We start from the raw sequence: 16,100 nt of genomic DNA on the forward strand, positions 1-16,100 counted from the left end.
GTGACGTACCCGCACCAGGCCACGGCTCCCTCCGCACACCCGGGCAGGGCCCCGGCCCAGGAGGCCGACGCGGTCGTCGCAGCCCTGGGCGGACTCGGCTCCCCGGTCGACTGCACGGGCCTGCGCAGCCTGTCGCTGGAGGGCCCGCTCGTGCTGTGGCTCGTCGTGCACGGCGAGCTGGACCTCTTCGCCGTCGACGCCGCGCAGGCCGGGCACTGGCACTTCCTGGGCCGGCTGGACGCGGGCACGCTCCTGCTGGGCCCGGCCGAGGGCCCCGAGCACACCCTGGTCGGCCGGCCCCTGCAGGGGTGCCGGCTGCGCCGCATCGAGCTGCGGGAGCTGCCCGGCCCGGAGTACGGCGCCCCCCTCCAGCAGTGGTGGGCCGACCAAGGGGCGTACGGCGCCCCCGCGGCACAACTGAGCCCTCTCGACGACGCCTTCGCGCGCGGCATCGGCCGCGGCCTGCGCGTGCTCTACCAGGCACCGCTGGACGGCCGCGCCACCGCCGGGCAGGGAGGAGCCGACGACGACATCCTGTGGATGCAGATCGCCCCTGGTGCCGTCCAGTACGGAGCCGCGTACGAGACGGAGGCGGTGGGCACCCTCCTCGTCGACGCGGCGATGTGGCAGGGCATGGTCGACCAGCAGTACCGGCTGCTGTACGCCCTGGACCGCTGGATCGAGCAGCTCGAACGCGACCACGAGGACCGTACGACGGCCGGTATCGAGGCCGGTCAGGCCGCCCGCACCCAGGCGGACCGGGCGCTGCTGGCCTCCATCGACCGCTCCGGCAGCCGATCCCACCGGGGCGCGAGCGTCGACGCGACCTTCGCCGTGTGCCGCCTCGTCGCCCGCCAGGCCCGCATCACCCTGTCCGAACCGGGCGAGCCGGGTACCCCTTCCGAGCGGATGGACCCCGTCGAACGCGTCGCGCTCGCCTCGCGGATCCGCACCCGTACGGTCAGACTCAGCGGAGCCTGGTGGCGGGAGAACAGCGGCCCCCTGGTGGGCCGGCGCGAGAAGGACGGGGCGCCGGTCGCCCTGCTGTGGCGGCGTGGCCGCTACGAGGCGGTCGACCCCGCCACCGGCACGCGGGAGCGCATCGGCAAGGTTGACGAAGCCGCCTACGAACCGCACGCCGTCATGTTCTACCGCCCGCTCCCCGACGGGCGCGTGGGTCTGCCGGGGCTGCTCCGCTTCAGCGTCCGCGGCACCCTCCCCGAGCTGCGCGGCCTCGTCCTGGGCGGGCTCGTCGCGGTGGTCCTGGGCGCTCTGGTGCCCATCGCCACCGGCCAGGTGCTCGGCCAGTACGTACCCAACGCCGAGAACAGCCTCATCGTGCAGACCGCCCTGGCACTCATCGCGACCGGCGTCGTCTCGGCAGCCTTCATGCTCCTGCAGAACATTTCCATCCTGCGCGTGGAGGGCCGCATCGAGGCCACCCTGCAGCCTGCCGTGTGGGACCGGCTGCTGCGGCTGCCGACGAAGTTCTTCGCCGGCCGCTCCACCGGCGAACTGGCCAGTGCGGCCATGGGCATCAGCGCCATCCGCCGCGTGCTGTCCGGCATCGGCTCGGTCTGCGTACAGGCGAGCGCGGTGGGCACGATGAACCTCGTGCTGCTGCTCGTCTACAGCGTCCCGCTGGCCATGGCCGCCGTCGCCATGCTGGTCGTCGTCGCGGCCGTCTTCCTGGGCCTGGGGCTGTGGCAGCTGCGCTACCAGCGACGGCTGATCAAGCTCGGCAACCAGATCAACAACCAGGCCTTCCAGACGCTGCGCGGTCTGCCCAAACTGCGCGTCGCCGCGGCCGAGAGCTTCGCCTACGCCGCCTGGGCACGGGAGTTCGCCCGCACCCGCGAGCTCCAGCAGCGCATCGGCCGGATACAGAACGTCATCACGGTGCTGGGCGCCGTCTACCTGCCGCTGTGCACGCTGGTGATGTTCGTGCTGCTGGCCGGACCGGCCCGTGGCGCCATGTCCGCCAGCGAGTTCCTCACCTTCAGCACCGCCCTGACGATGATGCTGTCCTCGGTCACGCAGCTGACCGGAGTGCTCACCTCGGCTGCCTCGGTGCTGCCGATGTTCGAGCAGGTCAAGCCACTCCTGCGGGAGGTCCCCGAGGTGGCCCGCTCCAGCACCCGACCGGGCGAGCTGACCGGCGCCATCAAGGCCGAGAACCTGTCCTACCGCTATGCCGACGACGGCCCGCTGGTGCTCGACGACATCAACTTCCACATCGGACAAGGAGAGTTCATCGCGATCGTCGGAGCCAGCGGCTGCGGCAAGTCGACCCTGCTGCGACTGCTCATCGGCTTCGACAAGCCCGCTTCCGGCAGTGTGCTCTACGACGGCCAGGACCTGGCGGCGCTCGACCAGGCTGCGGTGCGCCGCCAGTGCGGCGTCGTCCTGCAGAACGCCCAACCCTTCACCGGCTCGATCCTCGACTGGATCCGCGGTGCCGAGACGTTTTCGCTGGAGGAGGCATGGGAAGCCGCCGCGATGGCGGGCCTGGCCGAGGACATCAAGGCCATGCCGATGGGCATGCACACCATGCTCTCCGACGGCGGCGGCACCGTCTCGGGCGGCCAGCGCCAGCGGCTGATGATCGCCCAGGCCCTCATCCGCAAGCCGCGCATCCTGTTCCTCGACGAGGCCACCAGCGCGCTGGACAACGAAGCCCAGCGCGTGGTCATCCAATCCACCCACGCCCTGCACGCCACCCGCATCGTGATCGCCCACCGGCTGTCCACGATCATGGGCGCCGACCGGGTGATCGTGATGTCGGACGGCCGCATCGTCCAGCAGGGCCCACCCGCCGCCCTGCTCGCCGACACGACCGGTCTGTTCCACGACCTGGTCCGCCGCCAGCTGCAATGACCGGCAAACGGGTGCCATTTCCGCAGTGAGCGCATTCGACCGCGGTTCCGACCCCCACGAGAGCCCAGAGCCACCAGCTCATCACCCACCACCCCTCGCGGTCGCCCCCGACTTGGTGCCCCAGGACCCGGTCAAGGCGAACCGGACCGGCCTTGAAACCAAGTGCAGAGTAGGGGGCGGGCGGTTAGCCTGCCCAGTGCCCGGTGCGTCCGGCACAGGGCTTCGTCAGGGGCGTCAGTCGCGCCACACCATTCTTACGGAATAGGCGAGTGGTCACCCCGTGACGATCTACTTCTACGGAGCCGATGAGATCCCGCACGGTTGCTTCTCCAATTTCTCCGCGCACGCCTTCTCTGCCGACGGGCTCCGGTGGCCGACCTCAGAACACTACTTCCAGGCACAGAAGTTCGCAGGGACCGCCCACACCGAGCGGATACGCCGCGCGCCATCAGCCATGCAGGCCGCCGTACTAGGGCGCACCCGCTCGTATCCCCTGCGCCGTGACTGGGAAAGGGTCAAGGACGATGTCATGCGGCGAGCGGTCTACGAGAAGTTCATGCAGAACCAGGAAATCCGGGTGATCCTGTTGTCGACCGGGCAGCAGGAACTCGTAGAAGACACCACCACCGACCACTACTGGGGTCGAGGTTCCACGGGCACGGGCAAGAACATGCTGGGCCGCATCCTGATGCGAACGCGGACACGTCTGGCCGGCGACGACAAGGCCTGACGGTCCGGTCCGGCCGGAAGGCGCGGACGCAGGGTCGGCGTTCGGGCTCAGGAGGCGGCGCGTAGGCGGGTGGCTGCGGCTTCCGCTTCCCGTACGACGTGGTCGGGGTCGATGTCGACGAGGCGGCCGTCGAGTTTGAGGGGGCGGCCGTCCACGAAGACCGCGTGGACGTTTTCCGGGCGTCCGTTGAAGACGATCTGGTTGACCCAGTCGAATCGTGGCGCGAAGTTGAGCGTGGCGGGATTGATCACGATGACGTCGGCGCGCTTGCCGGGTGTCAGGGATCCAACCGTTTCGGCCATGCCGATCGCTTCGGCACCGCCGAGCGTGGCGAGGCGTAAGACGTCGTGGACCTGGGGGAACACCGAAGTCTCCAGCGAGCGCGCCCGCTGGAGGCCGATGGCGGTCTTCATGAGGGCGAAGAAGTCCGAGGTGTCGTTGGTGCCGCCGTCCTGGCCGAGCCCGGCTTTGACGCCGCGTCGGCCGAGCTCCGGCAGCCGCATGATCCCCGAGGCGAGGCGCATGTTGCTGAGGGGGCAGTGCGAGACTCGTACGTCGTGCGCGGCGACCGCGGCGATCTCGTCGTCGGTGAGGTGGATCGCGTGGTTCATCAACAGCCGGGGACCCATCGCGCCGATGTCCGTGAGGGTACCGATCGGGTCGTCCGCGTGCTGCTCGGCGCGTTCGAGGACGTGGCTGTTGAGCATGACCCCGAGGTCCTGGGCGATGTCCCAGTGCAGCCGGTTGAGGCCCCTGATGGCCCGTGCCGCGTGGGTGGCGACCTGTGCCGAGGCGAGTGGCAGCGGGTCGATGAGTTCCTTCTTCGTCCGGGTGATCAGTGCGGCTTCCCGCTCGGCTTGGAACATCGCGTAGGTGAAGCGCACCCCCGTATCGGCCAGGGCCCGCACGTACTGGACCGTCGTGTCGTACGGGATGGCGTCCACCCAGTCCACGAGCGTGGTCACGCCGGACTGTACGGAGTCGAGGGCGCCGAGGCGGACGAAGCGGTACATGTCCGCCGGCGTGATCCGGGAGAACGTTGCCCAGTTGCAGTCGGCCAGCCAGCCGAAGAGGTCTCTGTCCGCGCAGCCGCCCCGGATCGACGACTGCCACAGGTGGGTGTGGATGTCGACGAACCCCGGCATCACCAGCTTGCCGGCGGCATCGATCACCTTCGTGCCGGGCGGCGCCGGCAACCGTTCGCCCACGGCCGCGATGACGCCGTCCCGCATGAGGACGTCCGCGTGCTCGACCGTACCCAGGGGGCCGTCACCGAGGGCGGGGTCCATGGTGAGCACGAGCGCGGCGTTCCTGAGCACGATGGCCCACCCCGCCGGCGTTCCGCCTCGCGCCGGAGCCCTCCCGGCGCCCAGGACGAGCGGACCGGCTGCGGCCATTCCCAGGCCGAACAGAACGCCGCGACGGCTGGGCGCTCCTGTCTTCGGCGAAGGCGGGTGGGTTTCCGGCAGGACGGCAGCCGCGGGCGGGTCGGTGAGCCGTACCTCGGTCTCGGTCCGTAGCGGCTCGGATCGGCATCCGGCTGGGTCCGGTACGGGGGTTGAGGCGGCGCCGGGACACTCGCTGAGCGGGTTCATGTGGTGTGGCCTCCCAACGAACACGGGACGGATCGGCCTTCCCCGCACCGACGAGACGTCAGATGAAGGCGGGCAGGTTACCTGAATCGTCCATCGGGCGAATGTCTTTCCGATAGAGGCGCGTCAACATTCTGTAGAAGCTATGTCCGCCGGGCGCCTCACCCTGCCGAGTCCGTGGAGAACGTTTCCTCGAGTCGAAGCCGGGGGAGGGTCCGGTCGTCGAATCGCTCTCGCCGTCCGGGGGATCAACAGAGGAGGGCGGGTGCGTTCGGCTCCGTGGCGCGGACCGGACCGGACTGTTGCCGGTGAGGGTCCGGCGCCGTATCCGTCCGAGAAGACAGGGGAGATCTTCTTGATACCCGTAGTCCTTTCCGCGATGTTATCCGTGATGGTGGCACCATCCGCGTCCTCCGACGCCGGCGTCGCGATGTACGAACTGCCGCTCCTGGCAGGCCACACCAGCAGTTGGGCTCAGGCGATGAACGACGCCGGAGACGTCGTGGGGCTCTCGTTGGACGAGAACGAAAACGGCCATCTCGTGCGCTGGGGTGCCGACGGCTCACTCACCCCCCTGCAGGCCATCGACGGAGGGTCGGGGGGCCACGCGGTCAAGATCGTCGAGGACGGCACCGTAGCCGGCTTCACCGACACGCCGGAAGGTGTCCGGCATGCCGCCCGATGGGACGCGTCAGGTGTCCTCACCCGGCTTGAGGAACCGTCGGGCTACGTCGACGGCGAGGCCCAGGACATCAACAACTCCCACGTCGCCGTGGGACACCTCTCGACGGACAGCCATACGCGCCCCGTGCGCTGGGGCGCCGACGGCCGGGCGACCGAACTGCGGCTGCCCCCGCAGGCGGACGGGGGCAGTGCCGTCGGGATCAACGAGTGGGGAGAGATCGCCGGCTACGTGTTCGTGCCCGGCGAGAAGACCCGAGCCGTACGCTGGGACATCTGGGGCCGTGTCCACGATCTCGGCTCGCTCGGGGGTTCGCGCAGCAACCCGACGGCGATCAACGACCGCGGTACCGTGATCGGCGAGGCGACCGACGAGGCCGAGGCGTGGCAGGGCGTCCGTGCCTCATTCGGGAGGAAGTTCAAAGCCCTGCCGTCCCAGGGCATCGGCGCGCGTTCCGTGAGCATCAACAACGCCGACGTCGTGGTCGGGAACGTCAAGGACCACGCCGTGAGGTGGGACGGAGACGACACCACTGAACTTCAAGTGCTGCGTGGCACGGGCAGGGTCTTCGTCAAGGGCATCAACGACGCGGGAACCAGCGTCGGCACCTCCGACGAGTTCGCCGTGACATGGGACGCGCAAGGGCGGGTCACCGCCCTTCCCCTTCCCGCCGGCGTCGACAGGACCCAGCCGACCGCGATCAACGCGACCGGGAGCGTTGCGGGCAACGTGGGCAGCTCGAGGTCCTGGCCGGTTCGCTGGCGCGCCGCCATCTGGCGGTAACCGCCGCCTCCCTGCTCGCCTTCTCTGTCGCCGACCTCGCCTGCCGGGACCGCCCGCGTGCGGTCCGGGCAGGCGGGCGGTGACTCCTTGTGGATCTCGGTGACCCGCGCCCGCGGAATGCTTCGCGGCCCTCCGCGGGATCTCCCGCTCGAGCTCGAGTTCCTTCACCCCGATCGGCGTGATGCAGCCCGACGGCATCGGCCCCCGGAACCCCGGCGAGTGCTTCGACGTCCCCAACGGGAGCTTCTGCTCTTCGGATCCCGACGATCCAAGTGGCTGTCCTGTGGTTTGTCGCACAGTCGTCGGGCTGGCGTGGTGGTGTGTTGATCTGGGATGCTTCGGTCCGTCAAAGCGACGGCGGAACGAGGAAGCCGGTGAGATTCCGGCACGGTACCGCCACTGTGTAGGGGGAGCGACTCCGCCATAGCCACCGCCCGTTGGGGTGGGAAGGCCGGAGAAGCGTCGATCCCGAGTCAGGAGACTCACGCCGTCGCACCTCAATGTACCGGGGCGGATTTCCCCGAGGGAGGACGGTGGCACTCGTGTGCCCGCGTGCTTGTGTGAGTTCTGCCCTGTCGGACGGCCATGAGGGATCGCTGAGCCGGCGCGCTGTCCCGGTTCTTTCGTCCGGGCGCTGAAGACCCTTCTCTCGCCCCGGAGTTCCCCTCCCGTTCCAGCGCTGACCCCCGTCGGTCGGCTGCCTTTCCACGCGCCCCGGTGAGCCGGTGCGCGCTCGACGCACGCCTTCAGGAGCCGTTGTGCCCGTACGACCAGCCATGCCCGTCCGCCGTCCGGCCGCCGCTCTCGCGACGCTGCTCGCGCTCACCGCGTGCGGTGACGGCGACGTGGGCCGCCCCGCCGACTCCAAGGCCGCCGGGGCCGCGGGCGACGGCTGCATCACCGACTACGACCCGGGCAAGGACTACTTTCCGGTCAAGTCGACGCTGAAGCATGCCAAGAACTTCTCCCTCCGGTACGAGAAGAGCTACCAGGTATTGACTGTCAACGAGCCCTATCCGAAGGGCAGGCCCGAGTCGTACGTGCTGGTCAAGTGCGGAGCGCCCAAGCCGGAGCTCACCGGCGACCTGGCCGGCGCCCAGCAGGTCACCACCCCGGTGAAGAGCCTGTACTCCGCCTCGACCACCCACCTGCCGCTGCTGTCCGAGACCGGCACCCTGGACGTGCTGACCGGTGTGGCCGGGTCCAAGCACATCAGTTCGGCCGAGGTGCGTGAGCGCGTCGCGTCCGGCAAGGTCGTCGAGTACGCGAAGGACCGCACGCTGAACGCCGAGTTGGTGATCGGGGCCAAGCCGGACGTGCTGATGACGCAAGGTACCGACGATCCTCAGTACCCGAAGCTGCGGCAGGCGGGCATCGCCGTCGTCGCCAACGCCGAGTGGCTGGAGTCCAGTCCGCTCGGCCGGGCCGAGTGGGTCAAGGCGATGGCCGCGCTCACCGGGGCGGAGAAGCGCGCGGGCGAGGTGTTCGACACGATCGAGGGCGACTACGGCAAGGTGGCCGCCAGGGCGGCCGCGGCCGTGACCGCGGGCAAGCCGGTCCAGGTGCTGCCCGGAACCATGTACCAGGGAACCTGGAACATGGCGCCCGGCGGCAGCTACGCCGGAAAGCTGATCAAGGACGCCGGCGGTACGTATCCGTGGGCGGACGATCCGGGCACCGGTAACCTCCAGTTGAACTTCGAGGCCGTCTACGCCAAGGGCGGTGACGCACCGGTCTGGCTCGTCGGCGAGAAGTGGGCGTCCACCGCCGACCCGGTCAAGGCCGACCGTCGGTACGGAGAGTTGAAGGCAGTGTCGGCCGGCGAGGTCTGGACGAACACCAAGGCACTCGGTCCCGAAGGGGGCAACGACTACTTCGAACGCGGTGTGCTGCGCCCGGACCTGGTACTCGCGGATATCTTCGCCCTCCTCCACCCGGACCAGGCCAAGGACCACACCTTCACCTTCTACACCAAGGTCCCGAGAACGTGAGCACGTCGACCGCGACCCTTCCCGCACCGGCACCGCCCGTCCCGGACACGGCGGGTGCCAGGCCGGGTCGCAGGCGCCTGGCCGTGGTCGGTGTCCTCGCGGCCGGCACGGCCGCGCTGTTCGTCCTGACCATCGCGACCGGCTCCTACCAGGTGCCTCTCACCGAGGTGGTCCGGGTCCTGCTCGGCGCCGACGGCAGTGACCCGAGATGGGCCGTCATCGTCGAGGAGGTTCGGCTGCCTCGCGCGCTCACGGCCACCGCCGTCGGAGCCGCCCTGGCCGTGGCCGGCGTGCAGATGCAAACCCTGTTCCGCAACGCGCTGGCCGACCCGTTCTCCCTCGGGGTGAGTTCGGGCGCCGGCATGGGCGTGGCCGGTGTGGTCGTCAGCACCGGTGGGGTGGCCGGCGGCTTCACCGGGGATCTGGCCGGACTGGGCCGCGTGGGCGTGGTCCTGGCAGCCTCGCTCGGCGCGGGGTGTGTACTCGCCCTTGTCCTGTTGCTGTCGCGATGGGTGCGGTCCGCCGTCACCCTGCTGGTCATCGGCGTGATGATCGGTTCTGCCGCGACAGCGGTGGTCAGTGTGATGCTGGTGTACGCCCGGCCCGAACGCGCCCAGCAGTTCCTCATGTGGGGACTGGGCAGTTTCAGCGCCACGACCTGGCCCGACCTCGCCGTGATGCTGCCCGTGATCGGCGCGGGCCTGCTGGTCGCGCTGCTGAGTGCCAAGCGCCTGAACGCGCTGCTGCTCGGTGAGGACTACGCCCGGACGATGGGCCTGAACGTGCGTCGCAGCCGGGATCTCGCCCTGCTGGGTACGTCCCTGCTGGCCGGGTCCGCGACCGCGTTCTGCGGCCCGGTCGCGTTCCTCGGTCTGGCCGTGCCGCATCTGACGCGGGTAGCCCTGGGGACCTCCGATCACCGTGCTCTCATACCGGCGTCGATGCTCGCGGGGGCGTTCCTCGCCCTGGCCTGCGCGTTGCTGAGCCAGCCGCCCGGAATGGACTCCGTGCTGCCGTTGAACGCGATCACGTCTCTGTTCGGAGCCCCGGTGGTCATCACGTTCCTGATCCGCAGCCGCCGCGGAGTACAGGGGGTGACCTCATGACGGACGTCACTTCTCTGGCCGCCGGCGGACGGACCGCCACGGAGGCCGCCCCGCGAGGTCTGGCCACCCGAGGCCTCAGCGTCGGCTACCGCTCCCGGTCCCCGTGGGGGCGCGGCACGCGGCGTGCCGTGCTGTCGGGCCTCGACCTCGTAGCCCGGGCGGGCGAGCTCACCGTGCTGCTCGGCCCCAACGGCGCCGGTAAATCGACATTGCTGCGCACTCTGTGCGGGCTGCTCCCGCCGCTGTCCGGGCACATCCGCCTGAGCGGAGACAGTATCGAGCACCAGCCACCCGCGGCCCTCGCCCGGCGCCTGGCCGTCGTCCTCACCGACCGCATCGACGCGGGACTGCTCTCCGCTCGTGAGCTGGTCTCTCTCGGCCGCCACCCGCACACCGGTTTCACCGGGCGCCTCACACCGGCCGACCACGCGGCGGTCCAGTGGGCGCTGGAGGCGGTGGGTGCGGGTCATCTTGCCGACCGGCCCGCCGCGGAGCTGTCCGACGGCGAGCGCCAGCGCGTTCTGACCGCCCGGGCCCTGGCCCAGGAGCCCGAGGTCGTCCTGCTCGACGAGCCGACGGCATTCCTCGACGTGCCCTCGCGGGTGGCGCTGACGGTACTGCTGCGCGATCTCGCCCGGGACAAGGGCCTGACGGTGGTGGTCAGTACGCACGACCTGGAGCTCGCCCTTCGGGTCGCCGACGCGGTCTGGCTCGTCGACCGCGACTCCCGCGTGCACACAGGGGCGCCCGAGGACCTGATCCGTACAGGGGCGGTCGGCGCGGCCTTCGACGCCGACCATCTGGCCTTCGATCCGCTCTCGGGAAGCTTCGGGCTGCGCCGCCCCTCGCGGGCGTCCGTGGCGGTGGACGCCCCGCCGGAGCTGCTGCCGCTCCTGGAACGCGCCCTCGCCCGTGAAGGGCTGGCGGTCCGGGAGGCCGGGCCTGGCGGGGAGGCGCAGGTGAGCGCCGACGCGGAGGGCGGGCTGACACTGCGCGGGCCGCACACCGTCGTGCGCACCCGCAGCTTTCACGAGCTGGCCCGGGCGGTGCGCGCATGGTGACCTCCGGAGTCCTGGCGCAAGTCGCCGCCATCGGTCCGTACTTCGCCGTGACCGCCGGGCCGCGCGGCGACAGTGCCGGCTTCAGGCCGCTGGCCGACCTGTACACGGATCGCAGCGCGCTCGAAGGGTACGTACAGGCGGTGGCGCAGCGCCTCGGCACCGGCCAGCGACGCGTGGCCGCCTCCACCCTGCATCTGGGGACGGCGTCCCGGCTCTGGTCGGTCGCGCTCGCCTGCACGGCACTGACCGGCCGCGTCCCCGATCTGGGCCCGGACCGGCTGTGGTGGCGTCAGGCACGCACCGGACCCGTCGACCTCTGGCTCCCCGAAGTGCGCGACCTTCCCCGGAAACCGGCAGAGGCGCTGCACGAAACGGTCGCCGTGCAGAACCTGATGCCGCTCTCCGATGCCATGCACCGGGTGTGCGGCGTGTCTCCGCACACCCTGCGCGGCAACGCCGCATCCGCGCTGGTCGGAGCTCTCCGTGTCCTGCTCGCCCGCGCCCCGCACGCCCCGTACCAGGTCACACCCCTCGCCCGCGGCCTCCTCGAACAGGCACCGCTGGCCGGCGCCGGCGCGTTCGACACGGCTCCCGGCGGGGCGATCGGCTTCCGTCGCCGCAGCTGCTGCCTGTACTACCGGGTCCCCGGCGCCGGCACCTGCGGCGACTGCGTCCTCAACCAGAAGGAAACAACCGCATGACCACAACCGAACCGGCCATCCTCGACACCCCGGGCGGCGGCATCCAACACGTGTGGCCCCTGCCCACCGACGAGGACACCCTCCTCGACCTCATCACCACCGTCTTCACCGACCACTGGCAGCAGATCAACTTCGGACCCATCATCGAAGGCGCCGCCTGGGAAGTCGGAGCCCCCTGTGCGCCGACCGCCATCACCGTGAACGACGGATACGCCACCATCGACTTCGGCGCCTGGCACTTCCACCTCTGCATCGGAGAACACACCGCCTCCGGCCCCGAACTCGGCCGCATCCGCCGCTGCTCCCGCGCCGAGCTCTACCGCAGCATCGGCTCCGCCGGAACCCCCACCAGCTGGGGGTTGCGCCTGTTCAACGGGCGTGACGAACAGATGATGACGGTCCTGCTGCCCAACCCCTTCCTCACCGACCGCCAAGGCATCCGGGACACCCCGGACTTCGGCCGCCTCGCCGCGTGGGACACACTGCGCGCTCGTTTCCTCGGCCTGCCGGGCGACCCACTCGACCGTACGGGCAGAGGCTTCGGCCACAGCGGACGATGAGCGGGAGCGGGCAGTCCCGGGCATCGCTTCCACCCGGATCTGCTACCCCCAGGATTGCCAAGTGAGACGGCCTCGAAGACCGGGTGCGTGAGCACCGTCCGTGTGGGTCGTTGACGGGGTGGGTGAGGCCGATCTGTATAGGGTCTTGGCAACCGTCCTTCTCGGCGGGGCCGACCTGCCCGCCCCGCATCGGACGGACCTTCCCGGCAGGCTGTAAGCGCGGATTTGACCGATCATCAGGAGTGCTGCCGTGGGACCGGAAGAGCAATGGCCCGCGCCCCGCAGCCTCGGTTGGAACCGTGAGACAGCGACGCTGGCGCTCCTGTCCTTCGCCATGCTGATCGTTTCGCTCGACCAGTACATCGTGGTCGTGGCGCTCCCCGACATCGCCCGAGATCTCGGCTATTCCGCCCAGACGCTCCAGTCGGTCATCAGCGCCTATGCGGTAGCCTCGGCCGGCTTCCTCCTGTTCGGTGGGCGTGCCGCGGACCTGCTCGGACGACGCCGCATCCTGGCTACGGGCCTCGCACTCTATGCCGGGGCGGCGCTCGTGGGAGGACTCGCGACCGGCCCCGGAATGCTCCTCGCCGCCCGCGCGGTCCAAGGTCTCGGCGGAGCCCTCGTCTTCCCCACCACCCTGGCACTCGTCAACACCACCTTTGTCGAAGGCCGCGCCCGCAACCGCGCGCTGGGGATCTGGGGAGGGTCGGGCGCGGCAGGACTCGTCATCGGTGTGCTGCTCGGCGGCCTTCTGACGCAGGCGTTCGGCTGGGAAGCGGTCTTCTTCGTCAACGTCGCCCTGGCCGGCCCTGCGCTGCTGCTCGCCTTCGTAGTGATCCCCCGGGATGGTGAACGAGAGAAGGGCCGCAAGTTCGACCTGCCCGGTGCGCTCAGCATCTCTCTCGGCGTCACGCTCATTGTGTTCGCCCTCGTGCGGGGCCCTGGATCGGGCTGGCTTTCGCCGGGCATCCTGGTGAGCGCAGCGGCGGGTCTCCTGCTGATCGGAGCCTTCGCCGTCATCGAGCGGCGCAGCTCCGACCCGCTCATGCCGCCCCGGCTGCTCTCCAATCCCAACCTGATCACCGGCGTTGTCATCGCTTTCATGTTCATGGCGACTTTCGGCTCCGTGCTCTACTTCCTGTCCCTCTACTTCCAGGAGGTTTTGGGCTACGACGCTTTGCAGACCGGTGCCGGCTTCCTCATCCCCACGGCAGTGGTGGTGGCCGGTTCGGCAACCGCGGGCCAGTTCGTGACGCGCTTCGGGCTCAGGCGCACGCTGGCCGCGGCCCTCGCCGTCGGCGGGCTCGGTGCGGTCGCACTCGGCCTCGCGATCTCGCCGAACGGCACATACACCGAACTCATCCCCGGCCTTGTGGCGCTCAGCATCGGCGACGGGGTGGTCTTCACCGCCATGTTCATCGCCGCCGCCACCGGAATCTCCGACCGACAACAAGGAATCGCCTCCGGCATCGCCTCCACGGGCTCAGGCGTGGGCGCGGCCGTCGGCCTCGCTGTCCTCGTCCTGGTGGCGACTGCCGGCCTTGACGGCCTCTCCGGTGAACCGCTTCGCATCGCCACCGCCGACGGGATCAGCACGACGCTCTTCGTCGTGGCCGGCGGAATCGCGCTGACCTTCCTCGTCGCCTTGAGCCGGTGCCCGACGCCGCCCGAGCCGGTACCCGCCCCCGTGCCGTACCAGACCCGTCGCTGCTGACGGCGTTCAGGATCTGCCCGGACGCCTCCCGCATGTCGGCTTCGGTGTGGCGCGTGTCCTCGAGGAGGCCGTGGGAAGCGACGGGCCGGAGCCTGCTGCTGCGCGTCCACGTCAGCTTCGGGGCGCTCCGCGATCAGGGCTCAGGAACCGGTCCCCGGCTGGGCCTGATGCCCGTACCCACGCGACCAACGCGCATTGCTTCAGGCGTGTGTTCGCGACTGCATCGGGAAGTGACGTGTATGTGTGGGTGGTTCGAAGAGTGTGGTCATTCCGAGGGGCTGGCGAGGAGGTCTCTTTAAGAAACCTTGTTGAATAACGCTGACGCCTGAGGCGGCCTTGAATCAACTCCGGTAATCGGTCAGGGTTTCGAGCTGACCCCCCGGAGATCTTCCGGCTCCGGAGGGCTCACGCAGCATGCCTTGACGCCCCACACGTCAACACAAGGAGCACTCCTTCCATGTCAACTCACAAGCACGCACGCACTCGTTCACGCGGCTTCCGGGTCCTTGCAGTGGCCACGGGAGTCGCCACTGCAACCGGTGTCTGCGTGCTGTTGTCCCCTCTCGCCGGCGCGAACACTCCGGCCGAGGGAACGGTGTACGGGCTCGGCGCACCAGGTGCGCTCAGCGGCAGCTACATCGTCATACTCGACAAGGACGCGGACAAGCGGGCGCTCGCCAAGAAGTACGGCGGCGACCTGAAGCGCACCTACACGTCCGCGGTCAACGGTTTCTCCGCAACAGGGCTTTCGGAGACCGACGCCAAGCGCCTGGCCGCCGACCCGGCCGTAGGCAAGGTCGTCCAGAACAAGAAGTTCTCCATCAACAGCACCCAGGACAACCCTCCGTCGTGGGGCCTCGACCGCATCGACCAGACGGAGACGGCGGCGGACAAGAAGTACACGTACCCCGACGCGGGTGGGGAGGGTGTCACGGCCTACGTCATCGACACCGGCGTGCGGATCAGCCACAAGGACTTCGGCGGCCGGGCCGCGCACGGCTTCGACGCGGTGGACAACGACCAGAGCGCCGACGACGGCAACGGGCACGGCACGCACGTCGCCGGGACCATCGCGGGCACCTCGCATGGGGTGGCCAAGAAGGCCAAGGTCGTCGCCGTCCGTGTGCTCGACGACAACGGGTCCGGCACCACCGAGCAGGTCGTGGCGGGCATCGACTGGGTGACGCAGCACCACGCCGGGCCCTCGGTGGCCAACATGAGCCTCGGCGGCGGCGCGGATGAGGCGCTCGACGAGGCGGTACGCCGGTCGATAGCCGCTGGTGTCACCTTCGCCGTCGCGGCGGGCAACGAGTCCACCGACGCCGGGCAGGGCTCTCCCTCGCGGGTCCCGGAGGCCGTCACGGTGGCCTCCAGCACGGCCGACGACTCGCAGTCCTCATTCTCCAACTTCGGCTCGGTCGTGGATCTTTACGCACCCGGCTCGGACATCACCTCGGCCTGGAACGACAGTGACAGCGGCACGAAGACCATCTCCGGCACCTCGATGGCCACCCCGCACGTGGTCGGAGCGGCGGCTCTCTACCTTGCCGGACACAAGGACGCGTCGCCCGCGCAGGTCGCACAGGCCCTGACCGCGGGGGCGACCGCGGGGAAGATCACCAACCCGAGCAGCGGAACCCCGAACAAGCTGCTGAAGGTGTCCGCGCAGTAGGCGTGGCCACCCGTGAACGCGCCGGGGCCGTCGCACCTGAGGGGGGTGCGGCGGCCCCGGCGGCGATTTCCCAAGAGGTCAACTGGCGCGTCCGTAGCGGACGTTCCTGCTCCAGATCCGTTCCAGCCGTACCCTGGCACCCGGGTGGGGCGCGTGCCAGATCTTGTTGTGGCCGGCGTAGATGCCTACATGTTCCACAGTCGAGCCCCTGGGAAAGAACACCAGGTCACCCAATGCCCGTTCGTTCCGGGGAATGCGAGAGGTGTGCTCGTACTGCTGCTCGGCGGTACGGGGCAGCTGTCTGCCGGCTCTTTGGAATGAATAGAGCGTCAGGCCTGAGCAGTCGAACTGGTTTGGTCCTGTTGCGCCGGGGGCATACGGTGCGCCTTCCTTGGAGGCGGCCACGGCCACCGCTCTGACGCCGTACGACGTGGCCGCGTTGGCGGGTGACACGGGGCCGACCAGCGTACTGGTGGTCAAGAGGCAGAGCAGCAGAATGACGCTGGGAGGGTCGAATCCGGTAGGGCGGCGAACAAGTCGGTGAGCCTGTCGGGCCTTACGGGATTCGGATTGGGTCCTGACGACGGACATCGTGGTACCTCCGCGTTCGGATGCGGCAACGGTCGATCGG

General features: G+C 69.7%; 12 protein-coding genes and 1 riboswitch. Of the genes, 10 read left to right on the forward strand and 2 right to left on the reverse strand.

Annotation, left to right across the window (positions count from 1 at the left end):
- Both J7F03_RS30895 and J7F03_RS30900 read left to right on the forward strand, forming a co-directional pair.
- Entirely contained in the window at positions 1–2,877 is a 2,877-nt protein-coding gene (locus J7F03_RS30895) for an NHLP bacteriocin export ABC transporter permease/ATPase subunit (protein ID WP_214955290.1), read from the forward strand.
- A 280-nt stretch (positions 2,878–3,157) separates the two neighbouring features.
- Positions 3,158–3,607, forward strand: coding sequence for an NADAR family protein (locus J7F03_RS30900; RefSeq protein ID WP_214955292.1), 450 nt, complete (start codon positions 3,158–3,160; stop codon positions 3,605–3,607).
- 47 nt (positions 3,608–3,654) lie between these two features.
- Here J7F03_RS30900 and J7F03_RS30905 read toward each other — a convergent pair whose 3' ends face one another.
- Entirely contained in the window at positions 3,655–4,926 is a 1,272-nt protein-coding gene (locus J7F03_RS30905) for an amidohydrolase family protein (RefSeq protein WP_308380023.1), read from the reverse strand.
- Positions 4,927–5,590: 664 nt separating this feature from the next.
- Between J7F03_RS30905 and J7F03_RS30910 the strand changes: the two genes are divergently transcribed.
- The 8 genes from J7F03_RS30910 to J7F03_RS30945 all read left to right on the forward strand — a co-directional run bounded on the left by J7F03_RS30910 (position 5,591) and on the right by J7F03_RS30945 (position 15,469).
- A complete protein-coding gene (locus J7F03_RS30910; RefSeq protein WP_214955296.1) occupies positions 5,591–6,664 on the forward strand; it encodes a hypothetical protein in 1,074 nt (357 codons plus the stop codon).
- A gap of 322 nt (positions 6,665–6,986) precedes the next feature.
- Positions 6,987–7,171: riboswitch (cobalamin riboswitch) on the forward strand.
- A 251-nt stretch (positions 7,172–7,422) separates the two neighbouring features.
- Positions 7,423–8,655, forward strand: coding sequence for an ABC transporter substrate-binding protein (locus J7F03_RS30915; protein ID WP_308380024.1), 1,233 nt, complete (start codon positions 7,423–7,425; stop codon positions 8,653–8,655).
- Complete coding sequence (locus J7F03_RS30920) at positions 8,652–9,761, forward strand: iron ABC transporter permease (protein WP_214955298.1); 1,110 nt, start codon at positions 8,652–8,654, stop codon at positions 9,759–9,761. Before J7F03_RS30915 ends, J7F03_RS30920 begins: the two co-directional genes overlap by 4 nt.
- Entirely contained in the window at positions 9,758–10,822 is a 1,065-nt protein-coding gene (locus J7F03_RS30925; RefSeq protein WP_214955300.1) for an ABC transporter ATP-binding protein, read from the forward strand. The genes J7F03_RS30920 and J7F03_RS30925 overlap by 4 nt, the downstream gene beginning before the upstream one ends.
- On the forward strand, positions 10,816–11,523 hold the full coding sequence (locus J7F03_RS30930) for a (2Fe-2S)-binding protein (RefSeq protein ID WP_214955302.1): 708 nt from the start codon (positions 10,816–10,818) through the stop codon (positions 11,521–11,523). The genes J7F03_RS30925 and J7F03_RS30930 overlap by 7 nt, the downstream gene beginning before the upstream one ends.
- Positions 11,520–12,083: a hypothetical protein gene (locus J7F03_RS30935; RefSeq protein WP_214955304.1), complete on the forward strand. Its 564-nt coding sequence runs from the start codon at positions 11,520–11,522 to the stop codon at positions 12,081–12,083. Before J7F03_RS30930 ends, J7F03_RS30935 begins: the two co-directional genes overlap by 4 nt.
- 250 nt (positions 12,084–12,333) lie before the next feature.
- Entirely contained in the window at positions 12,334–13,797 is a 1,464-nt protein-coding gene (locus J7F03_RS30940; protein ID WP_308380025.1) for an MFS transporter, read from the forward strand.
- 457 nt (positions 13,798–14,254) lie between these two features.
- A complete protein-coding gene (locus J7F03_RS30945) occupies positions 14,255–15,469 on the forward strand; it encodes a S8 family peptidase (protein WP_214955306.1) in 1,215 nt (404 codons plus the stop codon).
- 78 nt (positions 15,470–15,547) lie between these two features.
- Here the strand turns inward: J7F03_RS30945 and J7F03_RS30950 are convergent, their stop codons facing one another.
- On the reverse strand, positions 15,548–16,060 hold the full coding sequence (locus J7F03_RS30950) for a C40 family peptidase (protein WP_214955309.1): 513 nt from the start codon (positions 16,058–16,060) through the stop codon (positions 15,548–15,550).
- Positions 16,061–16,100: the final 40 nt, after the last annotated feature.

It is taken from the genome of Streptomyces sp. ISL-43 (assembly GCF_018614195.1).
Classification (GTDB): Bacteria; Actinomycetota; Actinomycetes; order Streptomycetales; family Streptomycetaceae; genus Streptomyces.